Raw genomic sequence first — 22161 nt, 5'->3', positions numbered from 1 at the left:
ATTTGATAAAAATAAATAGCATTATTAACCCCATAAATTATTCCTCTATGAATTCACTATCTCCGGTAATCTCCTTCACCAAAGAGGGTGTAAATCAAACAGCTTACAACAATTACCAAACGTATTTAAATCATTACCGTTTAAAAAAATTATCACCAATGTCGTTTGAAGAATTTTTACAAAATTACACAAGCTAAAAACATCACTATTAAAATATATAAGTGAATTTTCATTCACGTTTATTGTTTGAGTTAGACTGCAAAACAGCATCCTTAAGAGATGCTTTTTGCTTGCCCAACACTTATATTTTACATATATACCTCTAATACATCTGTTTGAAGTTCTGCTATTATTTTTAATAAATTAACTGATGCTGGAAACAAAATAGACTCTCCTTTGCTTAAAGAATAAATTTCATCATTACATTGTATTTTAATAGCTCCTTTAACACATACATAAATTACAAATGAATCAATATTTGAATAATCTTTAGTTAACATACTTTCAAATCTTATAAAGTTAGATTTAAAATAAGGCGTATGCACCAAAGTATTTGAAACATTCAACTCCTTAGCATATGAAGTTTTATAGTTATCTTGAACACTAAAATCAATTACATCAGCAGCTAAATCCACATGAAGCTCTCTCTTTTTTCCTGTTTTAGAATCAACTCTGTTGTAATCATACATTCGATACGTAATATCCGATGTTTGTTGTATCTCAGCTAACAAAACTCCGGCTCCAATAGCATGTACCCTACCCGTAGGTATATAAAACGTATCACCTTCTGAAACTTCTTCATGATGTAAAACTTCTAATATGGTGTTGTTTTCTATGTGTGATTCGTAGGTGTCTTTAGTTATTTCTTTCTCAAATCCTACAATTAATTCAGCTTCTTTATCGGCATCCATTACATACCACATTTCATTTTTACCAAATGAATTATGACGGATTTTTGAAACTTCATTATTGGGGTGAACTTGAATAGATAAAGGAGTTTTAGCATCAATAAATTTTATCAATAAAGGAAAATCATTTTCAAACCTTTCATATACAGTTTTACCTAAAAAATCACCTTTATAGGTTTTAATTAATTGTTTTAAAGTTTGTCCTTTAAAGGCTCCATTTTCAACAAGTGTCTCATTTCCTTTAACATCTGAAATCTCCCAAGATTCTCCAATAGAATCTTCAGTGTATTTTTTATTTAGTACAGTTTTTAATTTGTCACCTCCCCAAATACGATAATTAAATTGTGGTAAAAACTTTAATGGGTATAATTTCATAATTATTGTTCTAATATTTGATTTATAATAGTATTTGCAATTTCAGTAACATATAAAGAAGCATTACCCATCGCTTCTTCAAAAGTAACATTTAATTCCATAATTGAATTTATTGAAATCGGATTTAATGAATCTTTTATTATTTCCTTATCTTTTACAACACCGGCTATAATAGCAAATGGAATACCTCTCTCTTTTGAAACATCACTTATTCCTTTTATCACTTTCCCTTCCAAAGTTTGCTTATCCGCACATCCTTCTCCGGTAATAATTAAATCTGCATTGTTCAATGTCTCTTGAAAATTGGTTTTCTCTAACACAAAGTCAATCCCAGATTGCATTTTTGCATTTAAAAAGCTAACTGCTCCAGCTCCTAACCCACCAGCTGCTCCACCACCTTCTAAGCTCTCAATAGACCTGATTAAACATTCATGAACTTTAGCACTAAAATTCATTAAGCCCAAATCTAACTTATAAATTTCCTCATACGAGGCTCCTTTTTGTTCTCCATACATATATGCAGCTCCTTGTGGTCCAAACAACAAATTTTTAACATCACAAACAACAGTAAATTTAACCTTTTTAAAGTCTATTTTCACATCACTATCATCAATAGTAGAAATATTAATTAGCTCACTTCCAATTGGATGGATTGGATTATTATCTGTATTAAAAAACTTATAACCCAAAGCAGCGGCCATACCTATTCCGGCATCATTAGTTGCACTTCCTCCAATAAATAAAATTACCTCTTTGGCTCCTTTTCCTATGGCATTTAAAATAAGTTCTCCCGTTCCGTAAGTTGAAGTATGATAACAATTTTGCTCTTCTTTTTTTAATAATTGAAGTCCAGAAGCATTCGCCATTTCAATAAAAGCTGTTTCTCCAGAAACCATATAAGTAGCCTCAATTTCTCTAAACAAAGGATCTTTTACTAAAGTAGTAACTTGTTTTAATTCGAAATAATTTTGTAAAATATCTAATGTTCCTTCACCTCCATCTGCAAGTGGATGTTTTGCTGTTTCTATTGTAGCATCAAAAGTTTTAATACCATTTTCAATAGCTTTACAAACTTCCAAAGCTGATAGGGAACCTTTAAATTTATCCGGAGCAATTACTATTTTCATTTTTCACAATTTAAATTATACTTTTTGAAGTAACGAAGGCAAGAAATAACTGAATACCAATATTACTATAAAAAACCCAGTTAAAATAAACACTTCCTTAGACAATACATCTTCTCTTTTAATTGAAAAATCAATAATTAAACGATCTTTAGTTTTTGCTTTAAATATTTCACTTACAACCAATGCAATTACTGTTGTAATTATAAAACCTGTTAGGTTAAACCAAATCCAAAAAATATTATCATAATTAATTTTTATTAACACATTAATTAAAACACCACCTATAATACCTGCGTTCATACCCACATGATTTACTCTTTTCACAAGAATAGCTAATACAAATGTTGCTAATATAGGCCCATAAAATTGAGAGGAAATAATATTAATTAATTCTATTACTGTTCCTTTACTTCCTCCAAATAAATAAGCAGCGGTTATACAAACAACACCCCAAAATATAACTGAAATTTTTGAATATTTCATATAATTAGTTACACTAAGTTTTTTGGCTCCTCGGTTAAAAATGTCTTCAACCGTAACAGCCCCTAAAGAATTTATTGTTGAACTTAAAGACGACATTGCCGCTGATAAAATTCCAACTATTAAAATACCAATTAAACCGTGAGGTAAATATTTAGTAATAAATACAGGGATCATTAAATCTGGCTTAATTCCATCTATTGCGTATTGAGCCGGATAATGAGTTTTAGTCATTTCTGTAATATCATTTAAAAAATCTGGAGTTAAAGTTACTAAAGCACCAATTATTAATCCCATTACAGAATATACTAACACTACCGGAAACCGCAACAATCCATTTGCCAATAATAATTTTTTTATTGTTCCTTCATTTTTGGCAGACATTAAACGTTGTGCTTGTGTTTGATCTGTACCATAGTAAGATAGGTATAAAAACAACCCACCTAAAACCATTGGCCAAAATCCAAATTCACCACCATCTAATCCAAAATTATCAAATTCTATAACAGTTAGTCTTTCTTGTGCAAAACCTGTAAACTCAGGATTATCTTGTAACATATTCCAACCATAAACCATACAAATTACTAAACCAAAAAATAAAATAATCATTTGTATGGCATCTCCCCAAACCACGGCTTTCATCCCTCCTTGATAGGAGTAAATTAGGGTAATTACACTAATTATTAAAATTGTCCAATGAAAGCTAATATTCAGAACCGCTTGTAATATCATTGCAATAGTATACACCATTACACCTGTTGCTAATGATCTGCTTATTTGAAAAACAATACTTAAAATTATTCTTGTTGAAGTTGAAAAACGTTTTTCAACATATTCATAAATACTAACAATATTTGCTCTATACAATGGCGGAATAATAATTAACATAATCCCAATCATTGCTAAAGGAACGGCAAATTCAAAAGTTAACCATTTCATTCCTCCGTTTTGAGCCAAACCAACAAAAGCTGGTGCAGAAATAAAACTAATAGCAGATAACTGTGTTGCTATTGTTGAAAGACTCAATGGGAACCACCCCATATCTTGCCCTCCTAAAAAGTAATCTTTAGCATTTTTATTTTCTTTAAAAAAGTATCCCAATCCTAAAAATCCAATTGAGTAAACAATAACTATTAAATAATCTAACCAATTCATACTATTAGTTTTAAGTGTTAAAATTAATTATTTATTAAATCAATAAGTAAGGCTGCGCTCCATGAGAAATTTCCACCGCCATAACCGCCTTTATCTGTTTTATAAATTGATTTTCTAGCATCAAAATATTCGTAAAAACCCGATTTTTCAATCAACTCAATACTATCAGATTTTACGCGTTCAGCAATTTCATTGTAACCATAATCTTTTAAACCGTAATACAATATCCAATTTAAATTAATCCAAACTGGGCCTCTCCAATATTTTTTCGGGTTGAAGCGTTCACTTTCTGGATCAAATGAAGCACATAAATACAAGTCCTCACCTCCAAACTTATCCATCATAGTAGTTACTAATCTTTTAGCTCTTTCTTTACTAGGAATCCCAGCAAACAAAGGAGAAAAAGAAGATGAACTCACAAAACGTAAAGGCTTCTCATTTCTTAAATCGTAATGAATGTAAGCTCCTAACTCTTCATCATACAATTTATCATTAAATGATTTTATACTTTTTTCTTGCCACTTTTCAAGTTGTTTAATTTTAGCTTCATTATTTCCTATTAATTTATATAAATTAATTAATGCGTTATTAGATTTAATTAACATTGCATTAAATAAGGGGTCTTGAACTAAAAACGGTGATAATTCAGCTATTTTTTCATCTGAATAATTATGTTTTTTCGCAATTTCAATAATATGTAAATAATGATCGTATTCTCTATTTGACGGACGTTGAGATGGATCTACTAATTGCGTATCTTTTCTTTTTATATTATATGTTGGCGGATTCATAGTTTTCCAAATATCATCCCATATTGGAGAATTATCCGTTCCTGATTCCCAATTATGATAAATATACACCAATCCTTCATTTTGAGGATCTCTGTTTTCATAAAAATAACGGTGATTTTCAAAAACTTTATCTATGTTTCTTTTCACAAATTCCAAACCATCGGTTTTATCCTTTGCTATTTCATATATCTTTTCTATAGTAAAACCAGTAACAGGAGGTTGTGTCATTCCTGTTGAAGGGTGTTTTTTATTAGACAACGGATGCAGTTCTGATTGATGATAATCTGGCCCTGGAAAATACGTATCACTTTCTACGTGAAATACAATATGAGGAATAAATCCATTTTCCCATTGTGCATCTAACAACGTTTCAATTTCTTTTTTGGCTTTATCCATATCATAATGAGCAAAACCAATAGCTATAAATCCTGAATCCCATTTCCATTGAAATGGATACAATCCTTTACATGGTATTGAATATCCTTTGTCTTGAAAATTATTGTTTAAAACAATTTTCGCATCATTTATTAAGTTCTTATTCATTTTCAAAAGGTTTTATTGGAATTTTTTTTTATAAAGAATGCACTAACATTAATAAACATTAATGCATTCTTACTTAAATAAAAGGGGGTTATTTTTTTAGAAGTTAAATGTAGCGTTTAAAAATACTCTTGTAGGCAATACTGGTCTTCCTACAAAAAAGTCTTCTTCAGTTTGACTATTGTTAAGTCTTGGAGAACCTTCTGTTATTCCCTCATCATTAAATAAATTAAATACTTGCATTCCTAAACGTACTGTTTCATCACCTTCTCCTACAGGAAACGTATATCCAAAATTTAAATTTGCGATACCAATTGCATCCAATTCTATTGAGTTAGAATCGTTAGAGAATTTTTTACCAGTATAATTATAAACTAAACTACCATCAAATAGTTGGTTGTCATAGTCTAAACCAAAAGACGATACAACGTTAGGCTGTCTTCTTAATTCATTACCTTCAAATTCTGGGTTACTTTCCGATTTACTTATTTCATGGTCTTGAAAAGTAAAAGATCCATTAAAGTTAAATTCATCAGAAATTCTATATTTCCAAGTTGTTTCAAGTCCAATAGTTTTAGTGTCTTGTGTATCTACCTCTTCAGTAACTCCACCAGATCCACTATTAACAAAACTCACAGATCTACGATCTTTTAAACTTACTGCATAAAGCGCTGCTGTACCTGAAAATTTATCTTTACCATACTTAACACCTAACTCTCCTTGAATTATTTTTTCAGTATCGTAACTATTTGGATTTCCAAAAGAATCGAATTTAGTTCCTCTAAGTTCTGGGAAGAAATACCCTCTTGAAAAGTTTCCATAAGCACTTAAATTATCGTTAACTTTATAAAGACCAGCCAATGCTACTGCAAAATCATCAGCAGAAACGTGTCCACGTGTCCAAGTTCCATTTCCCCATTTAACATTGTCTAAATTTGCAATACCAGTATCATCAACAGTATAAGTATCTGAACCTTCATTTTCAATATCTCCAGATGCTCTTTCATAACGAATACCAAAGTCTAAATTCCATCTGTCAAGTTTTATTTCATCGGCAATAAAAATAGCTATTTTGTTACTATTAATATTTCTATTTGTATATGAAGTCCCTCTGTTAGTAACGCCATTTACAGTATATCCTGAAAGATTTACTAACTCCGGTCTATCATTATATTCTCCTAAATAATTTGTAATAACATTAAAATCTCCTGCTTTAGATCTTGACATAAAAGAACCTAACGTAATATTATGTTCACCTGCAGTTTTTGTTATTTTAAAATCTGCCATTAATTCTGTTAATGGTCTGTTTCTATCTAAAATTCTATTTTCAAATAATTTTGCATTTGCAGGTAAAGGCTGTCCGTTTAACATCGTAAAATTCCCACTAGATAAACCTCTTGCAGCTAAATACTCTGCTTGTGTTTCAACTACTTTGGCTCCTCCAACTCCACTTCCATCTAAAAATAAATTAAATTGATGCTTATATCTTGAATATCTTAATTTAGCATCTAATTTTAAATCATCGGAAAAGTTATGTTTAAAGTTGGTTAAAAAATAACCACCTTTTGTAACAACACCATCTTCTATTGGAGAACTATAAATACCATCTGGAGTTGCATATGATATATCTGAAGCCGCTGCAGTTTGTAATGTAAATATTTCTTCTCCATCGTTTCCTGTAGGGCGATTACGAGTACCTCCTTCTAAAGGATATGGCAAAAAGAACTGTACATTGTCATCTATAAATTGACCAGAGAATGTAACAGAACCTTTATCCGTAACGTGTTTAATATTACCTCTTAATTGAAAACCTTCAGTTGCCAATCCAGTTTTTAAAGGTCCTTCATCATATCTGTAAAAACCAGAAAGCGCATAATACGTATTCGAATCTTCTCCTCCTAACGGACCACTTGTAAGGAAATCTGCTTTATATCTTGAATTTGAAGCAATTTCTGTTCTTATAACATTTTTAGGAGTATCGCTACCTGTAACACTTGTATAGTTAATAATACCGGCAACAGATCCTACACCATATAAAATTGAAGAACCTCCACGAACAAACTCTAAACTTTTTATACCAATGTCATTTCTAAAATAAACATCATGCGCCGAGGAGTTTAAACCAAAAGTGCTTAATACAGGCATTCCATCTATTTGCAATGGATTAAATTGATATTGTCCTCCAGAAGGTAAACCTCTTACAAAAATGTTAGAAGCTACTTCCCCTCCACCACCTTCAGCAGTAATACCAGGAACACTTCTTAATACATCTGCCTGACTACTTGAATTTGTTTTGGATAATTCTTTAGCCCCAAAAGAAGTAATAGATAATGGTGTTTCTTTTTGAGAACGTTTTGTAGACGTTCCGGTTAAAACAACTGCATCTAAACTTTGAACACTTTCAACTAAGGTAAAATTTATAGCTACATTCTTTGATAAATCAACTTTTTTAGTTTGTGTAGCAAAACCAATAAATAGCACTTTTAATTCATGCATACCCGATAATTGAGTATTAATTTCAAAATGCCCATCAAAATCTGTTGTAGCTCCTACATCAGTTCCTGCTACTACAACATTTACGCCCGGAATTGGATTGTTAAATTCATCTATAACCTTACCTGAAATAGTTGATTGAGAAATTGCATATGACCCTATAAGACATAAACAAATGGTTAGAAAATTCTTCATAAGATTGATATTTTAGTTTAATATTTGGTTTTAATATGATGTGAATTTAGAACACAAATAAGGTAATTTTAACAAAATATTAGCAAAAAACTTATGCAAACGTTTGCGGAAACGTTTGCACTCTTACTATAATAGTGTTAATTTACAAAAGGTTGAACCAAAATAGCATTATGACAAAGAAAAATATAACAACATTAAAGGAAATCGCATCTGAATTAAACCTTTCAATATCAACAGTTTCAAGAGCTTTAAATGATCATCCAGATATTAGCTTAAAAACTAAAGAAAAAGTTACCTCATTGGCTAAAAACCTAAATTATGTACCTAATCTTTTCGCAAAAGGGTTTCGAGCCCATAAATCAAACATAATAGGTGTAGTTGTGCCTGACATTGCTCATTATTTTACATCTACCTTATTAAAAGGAATTATGAGAGAAGCAGAACTACAAGGGTACAAAGTAATTGTTTCTGAATCGGTTAACAACGAAAAAAAACAAGGAGAAATGCTCCAAACAATGATTCAGTTTGGTGTTGATGGAATTCTTCTTTCTTTAGCACGAACCACATTAAAAGTAGATGAAATTTTAAAAACATTAAACCATATCCCTCTTATTTTATTTGATAAAGTTTCCCTAAAAGTTCCTTGTACTCAAGTAATGATAGATGATGAAGAAGCTGCTTTTTACGCTGTTGAACATTTAATTCAAACCGGAAAAAAAAGAATAGCTATTATTAAAGAATCCGAAGATTCTTATAACTCCCAAATGAGGTATCGAGGGTATTTAAGAGCATTAAGATCTAACAATATTGAAACTGACGAAAGTATTATTTTGAGTTCTGAAAATATTTCTATGCAAAATGGAAAACGATTGACCAATCAACTTTTAAGTATGCAAAATAAACCTGATGCAATTTTTGCTATAACAGACAGTGCTGCAATAGGCGCAATAAAAACCTTAAAAAAACATAAAATTAAAATTCCACAAGAAATTGCAGTGGTAGGTTTTAGTAATTCTAGAAGTTCTATTATTATTGAACCTAAATTAACAACAGTAGACCAACCAGGAAATAAAATTGGCGAAGTTGCTGTACAATATTTAATTCAAGAAATGAATTCAACTACGCAGCTTGAACCTAAAACTATAATTGTTAAAACAAATTTAATTGTTAGAGATTCTTCTTTTAAAATTATTTAACTCTTTTTCTAAAATTGATTCTAATCAAATTACAATAAAAGTGAAACTAGTTTTTTATAATTTTTTTGATACTAAAATTATCATTCTCTAAAACGATCTTTAAAAAGTAAATACCTTCAATTAAATTAGCCATATCAATATGTTCCATATTACTATTTTTATGGATTAATCTTGAATTTACATCAAATAATTCTAAAGAATGAATAGCTCTCTCATCTTTATTATTTTCAACTAATAATTTACCAGAAACCGGGTTTGGGTATACACGAAAATGGTTATCCGTTATATAATCATTAACCCCTAAAACCACATCATCAGTTTCAAAAGAAATAAGCTTTCCATAATCTGAACCTATAAAAGGAAAACTAAATGACTCCGAAGTTACGTAGTACTCGTTTTCGCTAATAAATGCAATACTTTCAGTTTGTTCAACACCTAATTCAGATACTAATGATATTGATATTACATCTCCTGAAAAAACATCATTCCCAACAAAATTATTAATGATCCTCACAAAAGGCTGTAACACATTAAAAGGAATTACCCATGTATAACCTATTAAAAAAAGTTTATTTGTTAAATTATTAAAAGTAGCTCCAGTAATTAAGCCACCACTATTTAAAATAGTTACTTCTGGTGAAACAACATATGTTCCTGCATTTTTTGATATGGTATATGCTTTTGTTGTTCCATCAACCCAATTTTTAGTAAACAATATTAAGTCCGTAGCGTTTAAAGACACTAATGCTTCAGCATCCCATTCTGTATCTCGGGAATTAGAAGCAAAAGTTAATTGATCACTATAACTAAATTCAATAATTTCAGCCGTTACAGCTACTGAACTAAGATAATCAGATTTAAGTATCTTATATATTTTTAAATCGGTTCTTGTTCCGCTATTATTTCCAATATCTCCAATATAAATATGAGTGTCATCTTGAGTAATATCTTCCCAGTCAACGTTAGTTGCATTAGTAATAGTAACAGTACGTTCTACTTCACCTGACCCTACATTAATTTCAAACAATGTGATTGCTCCTCCTGAATCATTATGGGTAATTAACTTATTATTAAAATAAATGAGCCCTGAAGATTCACTTAAATCACTATGCAATTGAAGTTCTTCTGTTACATTATTTATTTGACTAAATACATTTAAAATACCTAAGCTATAAATAACCCAATAGGTTAAATATCTAAACAAAAATTTTAAGATTATATCCATTTTTAATTCTAAAATATGTTTTAACACAATATATATTAATATTCTTTTTGAATTTTTAAAAAAAAATGGGGCTTGCGAGGGGAATAATTTTAAGAATAAACACTCTTAACATAGTGCTTATTTATGTCTAAATATACTAATTTTTGGCAATTAAAAAAGTAATAGCACTTTTAAAGTGCTAAAAATAAAGAATATAAACAAAAAAAGCATCTCAAATGAGATGCTTTTTGCGGTCTGGACGGGACTCGAACCCGCGACCCCCTGCGTGACAGGCAGGTATTCTAACCAGCTGAACTACCAGACCGTTGCTCTTAGCGGATGCAAATATACACTTTTAATTAAATACCAAACGATAAATCTATTTTTTTTTAAAATAAATTTAAAATAAAAAAAAACATATATTTTGAAGACCTTAATTGCTGAAGATGATGAAGCATCTATAGTGTTAACTTAAATAGAACTTGTAAAATCAGCAAGGAAATACTTAGAGCCAACCTTTTTTATACTTTACAAACTATTCACATAAATTTAGTTTTATAAAAGCATCTTAATTAGAAATTTTTAAATAAAGATAAACACATTTTTGTTCCTTGAGATCTATCAATAGCACCAAACTCGAACTGTGTTCTAAATTCAAGATTTAATTTTGCTTTCGGAAAATAACAAGTTACTTCTGGGCCAACTGCAAAAATTTCATCGTGAACACTTGGATCATACGAAACATAACTTCCTTCATCATCAGATAATTGCCAATGTGCATATCCAGAAGCCCCAACATTCCAAATTTGTTTAGAAACAATAGTTTTACCTATTCCCCATTCAAAAGTAAAATCATCACCAGGTGTTACGTCAAAATCTTTTTTCTCACCGTGTACTTCATATCTATTTAAAATTGAAGCTGTCCAAGATTTATTAGCATCAAAATAATAGGTCCCTCCAAATGTTAGCATTCCAGACCAAAAACTTTTTCCTGGAGATGCAGCTTCATTAATATCATAACTTCCAACTGGAGCTATAGCAGCCAATGCTACAGATATATCATATTTTGACTTATTCCAAGACAATAAAAATGGTTCAATTACAATATCTCCAATTCCATATTTATTATCATTAACACCAAACGCTCCAATACTAATATCGGTATAAGTTGTTGGTATAAGTACGTGAACACCATAGTTAGCGCCAAAAATTACATTTTCCCATACATATAAAAAACGGTGAACATTTGCAAAAACACTTACATCAAAATTTATATCCGCTTTATTTCCATTTCCATCATAATAAGTATCTGCTGAATAGTAAACATTATGCATTATGTAATAAAATCCTGGAGGAGGAAGCGTTCCAACTTTTATTCCTTGAACCCCCGGAGTATAATGTCCTGTTTCCTGACTATACATTTTTGTTGAGGCAATTACAAGCAACAACAAACTAAAGAACGACAATTTTAATTTCTGTTTCATAATAAATTATCTATTTAATTGGTTAATTATTTTTATGTAAACTGGTTAGTTGAAATATCATTTAAAAGAGCATTCAACTCATTATGTATATTACTTTTTAATTGAAGTATGATTAAACCCAAACATATAACTACAATAGCAACTACAATAGTTTCTGTTAAGCGTTTTCTTTTTTGCTTTTCCATTTGTTTATTATCAATTTTCTTACATAAGTAAAATGTTCTGTCACAGGACCTAAAGGACATAAATAATTACACCATGGCCTTTTTATAAATATTGAGGAAACCAATACTATTCCTAATATTCCAAATTGTAAATTGCTTCCTGTTAGCTTAAAAAGTGTTCCAAATATTTCATAACTAGTTACACCAGGATTTCTTAATAATAATGCAACAACAATGGCCAATAACACTAAAATTCTTAAGGTCCATTTAAGAAGATTCTTATATTTCCCAATAGGTATGTGTTTTGCTCCTCCAACTAAGCCCAAACATTCTTGCGCTCCTCCAAAAGGACAAAACCAAGAACAATATGGATTCTTATTTTCAACCGTAAAAACAAGAAAAACGCCTCCCAATAATAAATACCAATATAAATGGGAATGTATTGGAGGAAAATATCCCAAGAGTAATTGGTTAAACATAGAAAGTGTAAAAGGCTGATTATAATAAAAACCAATTACAAATAAACCAACCAACATTGTTCCCCATCTTGCTATTTTTGTATACTTAAATGTTTTTTTATGAGCAAAATACCCTACTGCAAAAAGTAATATCAGTATTATTTCTACTGCACCAAATTGTAATGACGGCGCAATTTCTTTTGGTAAATTAAAACCCAAAACATTTGCAGCAATAAATCTATTTCCTTTTTTTGAAGCTTCTAAAATAGCTCTTGATGAATAAGTAGCACTTGAAATAGCATCCACTTTATTCCCTATTGAATATTCTTCATTATAAGATTTGCCAATAATATTATCCAGAAAATCTGCGCTTAAAACTTTTTTTAAATATGAAGGAGTTTCTTTTGAACTGACTACAGCTAAATCGAATATTTTTCCTTTTTCGTCAACCGCAACAGCCATTTTTAACGGACCTCCATACCCCATTGAAGATTCAATAGAAAGATAACCTGTTTCTTCATTTTTTGAATTGTAAATTTTATAGGAGGCCTTTTCAATTTCCTCTAATTTGGAAATTTCTGGCATTTTTACCTTAATAGTAGAAACAATATCAGCATCTTCAAATTGCCTTCCAATAAACCAAGCGGCTATTATTATAACAATAGAAATAATAGCCAACCTAGTTTCAATTCTATTTTTATTTATGTTGTTTTTCAACATTTTATAGCTTTATAATATTGATTACTAATAAATTATACAGTACCTAATTAATTTCGCTATTTTTTATATATCTCTTTTTTAAGGAACGGAATAATACAACAGCCATTAAGAGTATAGGTATTCCCATAAAAATTAGTGAAAACCACGCTGCCTTAGGCTCAAATTCATAAAAAGAAGCAATAAAAGTTTGGCTCATTAATAAAAAGACCACAGTGGATAAAATCATTAAAATCCATTCGTACCAAACTAATTTTAATTTAACTTTTTTTAAAATGTTCCAAATTATTACAGCTCCACCACCCATTAAAAAACCAACTAAAACATACCAAAACCAAACCCAACTAATTAATTTCATAATATATATATTTAAGATTTACGAACGAGATTTATCTAGACCATACAAAGGAATATCCATAGGATCAAGATCCCAGGGTGTTTTACTTAGATCAGGTTGTTCACCATAGCCAAATACATCATCCATTTTTCTAATTGCTGAATTTAACATTGGCGTAGTTCCTATTGATAATTTAATAAGGTCATGTATTACAGCTTCATCAAATTTTGTAAATGGACAAACGGTTTGACAACGACTACAATCTGGTTCGCCTCCCAACATATAGGTATAACACTTTTTAGCATCCATATACCATCCTTTTATTCCTTTCGCTTGATATGCGGCTCCACCACCCCAAAATGGCTTTTCTTCCATACTAATTGCGCCAGAAGGACACATTTCTCCACATTTTTTACAGGTTTCACAAAATTTAGTAATTCCTGCGTCTATTGGTTTTGTGACTGCCAAAGGCAAGTCTGTAATGGTTATTAATACAGTTCTAATATCAGTTCCATATTTTGGACTAACCAAAATACCTGCTCTACCGTATTCTCCCAATCCAGCCATCACTCCAAAACCTACCGAACGCCCTATAGACTCTGTATCTCCTCCATAGGCTTGATATCCTAAACCTCTTAAAAACACACTCAATCTATTTCCGTATATATTAGCTCTAGAATAACTCATTGTATTACTGGAAGCCCAGCTCATACGCTCTGAGTATTGCTGCATCCATAACGACTGTGGTATTACAGAACATACTGCCCACAATTCTTTATTTGGTAAAACAAATTTGTTATTTTCTGGCTCAGCATAGCCTTTCTCTACGTCTTCAAATGTGATTTTACCCCACAATAATTTTTTTGTTTTTTCATCTAGCTTTACAAAACCCATGTCTGATGCTCCCATAATCCTTCCAGCTGATCGTAACATTTTGGAATTTTCTTCAGGAGTACCTTGATGTTTTTCTACACCATAATCTTCAGGAGTATAAAACATAGTAGGGTGTTCCCATTTCGGATTTGCCTTAACATCAGCACCTGACCATGGTGGTGCTAAATCAGCACCCGAACGGCCTCCCCAACCCCAACAATTTGCATCTGCTAAAGCTCTATCTTTTAACGAAAGCCCAGGAACATTATCTTGAACATTTTTCTTAGTAGATGCAATATTTTTATTGTAGATATCAAAATAATCTTTTGGGTTTTCCCAAGAAGCAGGATTAAACAATGTATTCTCAGGCCCATGGAATATTTCCATATTATCCCAATCTATTTTTACGGTAGGTTCATCAACCTCTTTAACCCAGAAGGGTAATTTTCGCTCTGCTAAAGGAGATGACATCATTTCATCAAGATCATTAAATCCATCAGCACCAAATCCTGTTCCTGCAAACCCTGTAAATCCAGCCGCTCCCAATCCAAAAGCTCCAGCTCCTACACCTAACTTTTTCATGAAATCTCTTCGACCTACTGTTGAATGATATTTTTTATTTGACTTTCCCATATTAAACTCTTTTTAAATTCATTTAAACAAATTTAAAACCTTAAATAACAAGCAGTAAGAGACAGAATACGGATTTTATGGTACTTTTCAACGAAAACGTTTTAGTTGCTAAATAAAAAAAACCAAACAGCTTTACTATTTGGTTTTTTTTGACAATAATTAAATAGAACTTAAAGCAGTTCTTCTTTAATGAAAATATTAAAATTTATCTTCCTTTTCCTAAACTTTTTAATCCTTTCATAAAATCTTTATTGTTTTATATTTTCTTCCAACTCATAAGCATAAGACAAATAATAATTTCTTGCCGGAGCATTTATTTGCTGTGAAGCTAACTTTCTTAATAATTTTATTTTCATTTTAGAAACCTCATCCTTTTTATAGTTTACATTTAATAAATAATCTGTTAACTGCAATCCAAATTGGTAGTTTCCTTCTTTCTCTGCCTTCAGTATATTTTTAAATATCTTTTTCTCACCACCAGCTAACTCAATCATATTATCAGCTTCTTCTTTTGAAGAAAGTGGATATAAATTTGTTGGATTCCCATCAAACCAACCAACATAATGAAGGTAAATAGAACGAACTCCCCACTGAACTGAACCGTAAAATTCTTGTAAATTGGACTGACTTGCCAATTCCTTAGATAACTTTACATTATCAACCGTTTGTTGAAGTGAATACCCCTTATTCATACAGTCAATAGTTTGATTATAAACACTTAAAATAGCTGCTGAATAATTTTTTAAGTTATTGTTTACTAAAGCTCTTCCTGAAATTGGACGTGTATGTCCTGGCACTAAATATTCCACAGGAAACGTACTCATTTTTTTAATTACTTCTCCCCAAGATTTCACATCTCTGTATTTAGAACCTCTTATGGCATATAAATTTGGAAATGCCTTGTAATAATTATCACCTGAAAACAATACTTTTTCTTTAGGACACCACACAAATAGTGCATCGTTTGTTTCTCCATTAGCCTTGTAAATTTCTAAAGAAACACCAGCAATATTTACAAACAATGAATCTTTAAAAAAGGTATTGGGCTTTATATAACCTTTATTCACTCTGTCTTTTGATGTTGAACCAGCAGCAACACCTCTGTTAATAATATCTTCTTTGGGTAAATTTCTTCCAAATTGGCGTCCATTACGTTTTTCTAAAATATTTTGGACTGGAGAATGTTCTTGTAATTCTTTTTTAAAACCTTCCCTGGCAATTATTTTTACATTCTTTTCAGTTCCAACAAATGCTGAAGTTCCTCCGGTATGATCTAAATGACCGTGTGTGTATATAAGTGCTTTTACAGGTTTATTTGAGATTTTTTTAAATTCTGAAGCTACTTTTTCTGCAGCTCCCAGAGCTCTAAGAGCATCTATAATTATTACTCCATCTTTTCCAATTAACATTGCTGCATTTGAGCCATCATATCCAACAGCAACATACACGTTTGCATTCATTTTAATAATCTCAGGAGTAAATTCTGCTGAATTCTTTTTTAATTGAGTAATGTTGGGATGTTCTTGTTCAACCTTGTTTTTAAGCTTATTATTACAAGCTGTTACCAAAATTGTTACAATTAAAACAACTATTATTCTGAAATTTATTTGTTTAATAAGATGATTAAAAGTATTCATAATTTTTATTTTTGATTTCCTCCTTCAAGTTGAGACATTAACACCTCAATTTCTTGAATTTTTTGCTTATCTAAAGGTTTGTTTATTCCAACAACATATAAAAATGACATTATTAATACCATACCTATTCCAAATACTAATACTTTTCGAAGACTTAAATATTTTTTAATGGGTTTAAAGTTGAAATACACGTGAAAACATCCCGAAATAGTCATTAAAATTCCAAAGATTTTATGCACTGGATGCATTTGCAATTGAAATTCGAGACTGTTTAAGACTATCATCATTATTCCTGATGAAGCCAATGCCATTAACGATACAAGAAGCGATATTGATACTATTTTTCTAAACATAATTATTTTTGAATTACAGCGTATACTTTATAGTTTTAACTATTAATAAATCAAAATTATATGTTTTAATTATAGCATGTAAGAGACAAGTAAACGGAAACATGGTACTTTTCAATGATTCAACTCGTAAATATTTCAACGAATAACATCCAAAATAATGATTAATAAAAAAATTGTATTCCCTTTATTCAACGGTAACATCTTTTACATCAACCTCATTTAACCTGAAATAACCTAAAACTTCTTCTTCAGTATTATTTACATTTACACAGTTTCCTTTTAAAGAAACAGGAGTTGTTTGAAAAGGACCTTTTTCACCTAACTGACTTATTAAAATTTCAATATAATTGTAATAATCCTCTGAAATTCCGTGTAGTTTAACTTGTACATTAACGCCTGGCTCTAAATCTTCATCTTCGTATTCTAAAAAGAAAATATTTCCATTATAAAATTCATCATCTGATGAATCTAAAGAAATTAATGGTTTATGAGATGGAATAAATTCTGCCAAATAATAATTTTCAGTTGACTGAGGGTCTAAATAATTCACTTTTATATTTATTTCATCACTACCAAACCTACTTTCTATACTTTGTGTTATTGATGAAATTTCTATACCTGAAGCAAATGTGTCAGTTGCTAAATAGCGCTCTCCTTCATAATTAATTTCTAAAGTATATGAATCCCCAATTATTGGATTAAAATTAGTTGTGCTATACGTTCCATTTCCTTCATATTGAAATTCAAAAATTTCATTAGAATCATTATTAGTTATACTCACTAACGCACCTTCAACAGGAATATCTAATTCATCTGCAAAATATTCAGTAGATTTTGATAATTTAATCTCTTGGTTTTGTCCGGTTGTACCTTTTTCCCATAAAATTGAAGCTTCAACAACTAAACGTTCACCTCCATTTGGCACATCAACATCTACAGTTTCGGTACACGAAACAATTAACAATGTTAAACAACTAATAACAAGCTTTATATATATGTTTTTCATAATTTCTAAAATTTAAAATTGTAAGTAACTGCTGGAATAATTCCAAAGATTGAAGTACGTGTTGCCTCATTAGCTCCTGTATCTGTATTTTGCCCAAATGTAATGGATGCTGCATTACTTCTGTTATAAACATTATAGATACTAAATACCCATTCTCCTTGCCACTTTCTGTTTTTATTTTTTTTAGGAATTAAGGTTGCAGATACATCTAAACGATGATAAGCTGGCAATCTATCAGCATTTCTTTCAGAATATGTTGGAATTGATAATCCATTATATTGAAATTGACCGTTTGGATATGTTACTGGTCTACCAGTTTGAAAAACAAAATTTGTACCAAAACTCCATTTATTATTTAGTTTATAATTTCCTGTAAACGAAATATCGTGTGTTCTATCATATGCTGAATTATACCATTTTCCATTATTAATACCTAAACCACCAATTGAACCTCCATCTGTTTTTTGTTCGGCCTTAGAAAGTGTATATGCTAACCAACCGGTAAACTTTCCTGTATTTTTTCTTAGCAATAACTCTAATCCATAAGATCTAGATTCTCCTATTAAAATTTCAGTTTCTATATTATTCTGAGCAATTAAATCTGCTCCATCAATATAATCTACTCTATTATCAACAGTTTTGTAATAGGCTTCAGCTTCAAGAGAATATTTATCATTATTAAAATTTCTAAAGTATCCAACAGCGTATTGATCTGCTAATTGAGGTTTTATATATTCACCACTAGGTGTCCAAATATCAAGAGGTGTAGCTGATGTTGTATTAGAAATTAAATGTAAATATTGAGCCATTCGATTGTAACTTGCTTTTACCGAAGAATCATCCGTTAATTTATATGAAATTGCTGCTCTAGGTTCAAAATTACCGTATGAGGCAATGCTTTCACCACTTGAATATTCAGTTTCACTTACAGCTTCTGCACTTTCATATATTCCTAATTTAGAGTTATAAACAACAGGTGCATTATTTAGGTAATTGCTAATTACTTGATTACCTACTCTATTAAAGTTACTATAACGCACTCCATACATTGTAGTTAATTTGTCACTTATTTTATGTTCTAAACTAGCGTAAATACCACTTTCATAAGCAAACTTATCATCTAAATTTAGCCTGTTTATTCCTGAATCTTCATTTAAAGGACTTAATAAACCAGGATTAAATTGATAATATATTAAGCTTGTTCCAAACTTAAATTTTAAGTTTTCACTTTTATAATAACTGAAATCGTATTTTAAATTGTAATTATTAATATCAGACTCCCATTCTAAACCTCTAAAATCCAATTCCATATTATAATTATATCGGCTATAGATAAGAGAAAGGTTTGAAAACAGTTTATCATTAAAAATATGACTCCATCTTAAATTTGTAATTAAATTCCCATAAGAGTTTGAAAAAGCCTCCTCTATATTAAAATTATCTTGTCCGTAATAACCAGATAAATACAACTTATTATTATCATTTATTTTATAATTAGTTTTAAAATTTAAATCATAAAAACCAGCACTATTGTTATTATCTGCTAATTTTAAAAATAAATTCACATAAGAAGAACGACCAGCAACAATAAAAGACCCTTTATCTTTAAAGGTTGGACCTTCAACAGTTAACCTACTTGAAATAGCGCCAATTCCTCCAGTAAAACTTAAATTTTTACTGTTTCCATCTTTTTGTCTAATATCTAATACTGACGATACTCTACCTCCAAATTGAGAAGGAATTCCTCCCTTATATAATTTTATATCTTTTACAGCATCATTATTAAATACTGAGAAAAAACCAAATAAATGGGATGAATTATAAATAACGGCCTCATCTAATAAAATTAAATTTTGATCTTCAGCACCTCCACGAACATTAAACCCTGAAGCACCTTCGCCTGAATTAGTAACACCTGGTAATAATTGAATTGATTTAATAATATCTACTTCTCCCATAACTGCTGGAATTTGTTTTATTATTTTAGATGACAATTTAGAAACACTCATTTGAGGTGTTCTTAAATTCACCTTTTTAGATTCACTTGCGGAAATTTCAACCTCTTCTAGTTGTGAAGCGCTTTCTTCTAATTCAAAATTTATTTTTTTATTTTCTTTTAAATCAATCTGTTTTTCAATATTTACAAATCCTAGATACGCTACAACTAACGTATAATTTCCTTCTTTTGCAGTTAGAGAATAAAACCCATATTCATTTGTAACACTAGCAATATTGGTGTTTTTAAAATAAACTGTTGCTCCAATTAAAGTTTCACCATTTAAAGCGTCTTTCACAACACCACTAACAGTTTGCTTTTGTTGTCCAAACATTGTGAATGAACTAAAAACTAGTAATAGTAACATTTTAACTTTAAATACTTTTAAGTACTTCCTTATCATTTTTTTTATCGTTTTTTTATTGAAATTGAATTAAGAGTAGTGTTATCCTTTCTATTAATTGATTTTTTAAGTTTTTTTTTAGAATCTCCTTTGAAAAAAATAGAGTTGATGAAATTAAAACATCAACTCTTAAATACTAAACAATAAGTAATTAACTCATTACAAATAGCTATTTTACTTTCGTACCCTTCTTTTAGTGGACTTAACTCTTTTAACTATCAATTTATTGTTTATTAATTTTTAAAAATATTATTTTATAATCTTTCCATTTAAATAGCATTGGGTTTTCATTTCCGTTGCATTTTTAAGTCCTTCACCTGCAAAACACAATGATAAAGATTTATTATAGAAGGCTTCTAATCTTTCTTGAGTTTCATTTGATTCAATTAAAATGTATGAATGAACAATATCTGCATAGCTATGCATTTCAGAAGAATTTACAGCTTCTTGTCTATAATCAATCTGGTTCTCAATACGGTAATCAGTAAATTCTAAATCCATCATAGCGCTAACTAATGTTGTTTGTGAAGTTAAGCATAAAGCTGTTCCAGCGGTAAAATATTCCAAAGAAGTAGGTGCTATAGGACGATCATTATCTCCCATAAATTCATCTGCATATATTTCCCAAGTTTCTGGTGTAGGAGTTGAAAGCGTAATTTTATTCAAATAGGGTCTATCACTATTTTCAACAGACTCAGAAATAGCAAATATTTCAAACTCCAAATTTGCCATGGATTCAAAACTTGGAGTAACTTCCTCTTTAACAACTGGTTTTAGATACGCTGGTTTTTTTGGCACATCAGTTATAGAGCTTAATTTAAAGTTATCAATAATAGATTCTTCAGAAAGGGTTCTCCCCGGTGTAGCTCGGTAATTCTCCCAATTTTCTCCATTTACTACTAGAGACGGTTCAATTACTGTTTCATTTCTCAACGCTTCTCCTGCAGTCCATGAATTAAGAGCCAACTCTTTTATTTCTTGAATAACCTCTTTAGACACATTGCTTTCTATAATTATATTTGTAGTTGTTAAATCTAAAAATCCAGCCCCTTCAGGAGACATCATCTCATTCCAACGAAATTTATTTAACACTTCTACTTTTACATTTTCTAGCTTAACTCCTTTAAGTTCAGCCGCCCTAAGAATCTCCGTATGTAAATTTGCTGCTAAACCAGAAGTATAATAACTAAGTGGTGAAGGTCCAAAAGGATTTGCTCCCTCATCAGCTCCTTCATCTGCAATTAGATGCCATCCAGTATAGTTATCTATACCTGTAGCTTGGACCATTCCTTTTTTTAGCATCTTTGAATTTTCATTTTTCACCATTTCTGTAATTGCCACAATATTTCTATTATTATGTCCCCCAATTGTATCGGCAACACTAGGTTTAAAAGATGTTGGAGCTAGGGCTTCATTATTACGATCAATAACCTGGTAATCTTTATAATTTTCATAACTTTTTCCTTTTTTCATCATAAAATATACCATATTTCGTTGCTCGCTAGGCATAGAAAACCAAAATACACCAATAACAAGGGCTATAATAACAATAACGGCTGCAATAATCTTACTTATTTTTGTTTTCATTTTTTAATTAATTTAATTCACAAAATTATTTATTTTATAAATGCCTGAT

The 22161-nt window shown here is 30.3% G+C and carries 17 protein-coding genes and 1 tRNA gene; 2 read left to right on the top strand and 16 right to left on the bottom strand.

Annotation, left to right across the window (positions count from 1 at the left end; genetic code table 11):
• Window positions 1–47 precede the first annotated feature (47 nt).
• Window positions 48–197 (top strand): hypothetical protein, encoded by a 150-nt coding sequence (locus DAD81_RS20760; RefSeq protein WP_157961177.1) that lies wholly within the window; start codon window positions 48–50, stop codon window positions 195–197.
• 111 nt (window positions 198–308) lie between these two features.
• Here DAD81_RS20760 and DAD81_RS17630 read toward each other — a convergent pair whose 3' ends face one another.
• The 5 genes from DAD81_RS17630 to DAD81_RS17610 form a co-directional block, all read right to left on the bottom strand.
• The gene (locus DAD81_RS17630) at window positions 309–1283 is read right to left on the bottom strand and encodes a type I phosphomannose isomerase catalytic subunit (protein ID WP_111709629.1); all 975 of its coding nucleotides are present in this window, start codon (window positions 1281–1283) and stop codon (window positions 309–311) included.
• Between the two features lie 2 nt (window positions 1284–1285).
• Window positions 1286–2410, bottom strand: a complete 1125-nt coding sequence (locus DAD81_RS17625; RefSeq protein ID WP_111709628.1) for a glycerate kinase — start codon at window positions 2408–2410, stop codon at window positions 1286–1288.
• A 15-nt stretch (window positions 2411–2425) separates the two neighbouring features.
• Window positions 2426–4045, bottom strand: a complete 1620-nt coding sequence (locus tag DAD81_RS17620) for a sodium:solute symporter family transporter (RefSeq protein WP_111709627.1) — start codon at window positions 4043–4045, stop codon at window positions 2426–2428.
• 23 nt (window positions 4046–4068) lie between these two features.
• Entirely contained in the window at window positions 4069–5379 is a 1311-nt protein-coding gene (locus DAD81_RS17615) for an amylo-alpha-1,6-glucosidase (protein ID WP_111709626.1), read from the bottom strand.
• 96 nt (window positions 5380–5475) lie between these two features.
• On the bottom strand, window positions 5476–8064 hold the full coding sequence (locus DAD81_RS17610; RefSeq protein ID WP_111709625.1) for a TonB-dependent receptor: 2589 nt from the start codon (window positions 8062–8064) through the stop codon (window positions 5476–5478).
• Window positions 8065–8234: 170 nt separating this feature from the next.
• Between DAD81_RS17610 and DAD81_RS17605 the strand changes: the two genes are divergently transcribed.
• Window positions 8235–9260, top strand: coding sequence for a LacI family DNA-binding transcriptional regulator (locus DAD81_RS17605; protein WP_111709624.1), 1026 nt, complete (start codon window positions 8235–8237; stop codon window positions 9258–9260).
• A 46-nt stretch (window positions 9261–9306) separates the two neighbouring features.
• On the opposite strand, the gene DAD81_RS17600 is transcribed toward DAD81_RS17605, so the two are convergent.
• The 11 genes from DAD81_RS17600 to DAD81_RS17550 all read right to left on the bottom strand — a co-directional run bounded on the left by DAD81_RS17600 (window position 9307) and on the right by DAD81_RS17550 (window position 22112).
• On the bottom strand, window positions 9307–10485 hold the full coding sequence (locus DAD81_RS17600; protein ID WP_111709743.1) for a T9SS type A sorting domain-containing protein: 1179 nt from the start codon (window positions 10483–10485) through the stop codon (window positions 9307–9309).
• A gap of 230 nt (window positions 10486–10715) precedes the next feature.
• A tRNA-Asp gene (locus DAD81_RS17595) sits at window positions 10716–10789 on the bottom strand.
• A 247-nt stretch (window positions 10790–11036) separates the two neighbouring features.
• On the bottom strand, window positions 11037–11948 hold the full coding sequence (locus tag DAD81_RS17590) for a SphA family protein (RefSeq protein WP_111709623.1): 912 nt from the start codon (window positions 11946–11948) through the stop codon (window positions 11037–11039).
• A gap of 157 nt (window positions 11949–12105) precedes the next feature.
• Complete coding sequence (locus tag DAD81_RS17585) at window positions 12106–13290, bottom strand: FMN-binding protein (protein ID WP_111709622.1); 1185 nt, start codon at window positions 13288–13290, stop codon at window positions 12106–12108.
• Between the two features lie 43 nt (window positions 13291–13333).
• A complete protein-coding gene (locus DAD81_RS17580) occupies window positions 13334–13645 on the bottom strand; it encodes a dehalogenase (protein ID WP_111709621.1) in 312 nt (103 codons plus the stop codon).
• An 18-nt stretch (window positions 13646–13663) separates the two neighbouring features.
• Window positions 13664–15130, bottom strand: a complete 1467-nt coding sequence (locus tag DAD81_RS17575) for a reductive dehalogenase (protein WP_111709742.1) — start codon at window positions 15128–15130, stop codon at window positions 13664–13666.
• 248 nt (window positions 15131–15378) lie between these two features.
• Complete coding sequence (locus DAD81_RS17570; RefSeq protein ID WP_111709620.1) at window positions 15379–16767, bottom strand: alkyl/aryl-sulfatase; 1389 nt, start codon at window positions 16765–16767, stop codon at window positions 15379–15381.
• A gap of 5 nt (window positions 16768–16772) precedes the next feature.
• Window positions 16773–17120: a DUF4405 domain-containing protein gene (locus DAD81_RS17565; RefSeq protein WP_111709619.1), complete on the bottom strand. Its 348-nt coding sequence runs from the start codon at window positions 17118–17120 to the stop codon at window positions 16773–16775.
• Window positions 17121–17304: 184 nt separating this feature from the next.
• Entirely contained in the window at window positions 17305–18126 is an 822-nt protein-coding gene (locus tag DAD81_RS17560) for a DUF4249 domain-containing protein (protein ID WP_111709618.1), read from the bottom strand.
• Window positions 18127–18131: 5 nt separating this feature from the next.
• Complete coding sequence (locus tag DAD81_RS17555) at window positions 18132–20489, bottom strand: TonB-dependent receptor (RefSeq protein WP_111709617.1); 2358 nt, start codon at window positions 20487–20489, stop codon at window positions 18132–18134.
• Window positions 20490–20774: 285 nt separating this feature from the next.
• Window positions 20775–22112: an OsmC family protein gene (locus DAD81_RS17550; protein ID WP_111709616.1), complete on the bottom strand. Its 1338-nt coding sequence runs from the start codon at window positions 22110–22112 to the stop codon at window positions 20775–20777.
• Between the last annotated feature and the right edge of the window lie 49 nt (window positions 22113–22161).

Source organism: Lutibacter citreus (genome assembly GCF_003260195.1).
Classification (GTDB): Bacteria; Bacteroidota; Bacteroidia; order Flavobacteriales; family Flavobacteriaceae; genus Lutibacter; species Lutibacter citreus.
The sequence above is the reverse complement of the archived record's forward strand: the minus strand, read 5'-3'. Positions and strand labels throughout refer to the sequence as shown.

Coding starts and splice junctions, on each gene's coding strand:
- DAD81_RS20760 (WP_157961177.1), top strand. CDS start 48: ATGAATTCACTATCTCCGGTAATCTCCTTCACCAAAGAGGGTGTAAAT.
- DAD81_RS17630 (WP_111709629.1), bottom strand. CDS start 1,283: ATGAAATTATACCCATTAAAGTTTTTACCACAATTTAATTATCGTATT.
- DAD81_RS17625 (WP_111709628.1), bottom strand. CDS start 2,410: ATGAAAATAGTAATTGCTCCGGATAAATTTAAAGGTTCCCTATCAGCT.
- DAD81_RS17620 (WP_111709627.1), bottom strand. CDS start 4,045: ATGAATTGGTTAGATTATTTAATAGTTATTGTTTACTCAATTGGATTT.
- DAD81_RS17615 (WP_111709626.1), bottom strand. CDS start 5,379: ATGAATAAGAACTTAATAAATGATGCGAAAATTGTTTTAAACAATAAT.
- DAD81_RS17610 (WP_111709625.1), bottom strand. CDS start 8,064: ATGAAGAATTTTCTAACCATTTGTTTATGTCTTATAGGGTCATATGCA.
- DAD81_RS17605 (WP_111709624.1), top strand. CDS start 8,235: ATGACAAAGAAAAATATAACAACATTAAAGGAAATCGCATCTGAATTA.
- DAD81_RS17600 (WP_111709743.1), bottom strand. CDS start 10,485: ATGGATATAATCTTAAAATTTTTGTTTAGATATTTAACCTATTGGGTT.
- DAD81_RS17590 (WP_111709623.1), bottom strand. CDS start 11,948: ATGAAACAGAAATTAAAATTGTCGTTCTTTAGTTTGTTGTTGCTTGTA.
- DAD81_RS17585 (WP_111709622.1), bottom strand. CDS start 13,290: ATGTTGAAAAACAACATAAATAAAAATAGAATTGAAACTAGGTTGGCT.
- DAD81_RS17580 (WP_111709621.1), bottom strand. CDS start 13,645: ATGAAATTAATTAGTTGGGTTTGGTTTTGGTATGTTTTAGTTGGTTTT.
- DAD81_RS17575 (WP_111709742.1), bottom strand. CDS start 15,130: ATGGGAAAGTCAAATAAAAAATATCATTCAACAGTAGGTCGAAGAGAT.
- DAD81_RS17570 (WP_111709620.1), bottom strand. CDS start 16,767: ATGAATACTTTTAATCATCTTATTAAACAAATAAATTTCAGAATAATA.
- DAD81_RS17565 (WP_111709619.1), bottom strand. CDS start 17,120: ATGTTTAGAAAAATAGTATCAATATCGCTTCTTGTATCGTTAATGGCA.
- DAD81_RS17560 (WP_111709618.1), bottom strand. CDS start 18,126: ATGAAAAACATATATATAAAGCTTGTTATTAGTTGTTTAACATTGTTA.
- DAD81_RS17555 (WP_111709617.1), bottom strand. CDS start 20,489: ATGTTACTATTACTAGTTTTTAGTTCATTCACAATGTTTGGACAACAA.
- DAD81_RS17550 (WP_111709616.1), bottom strand. CDS start 22,112: ATGAAAACAAAAATAAGTAAGATTATTGCAGCCGTTATTGTTATTATA.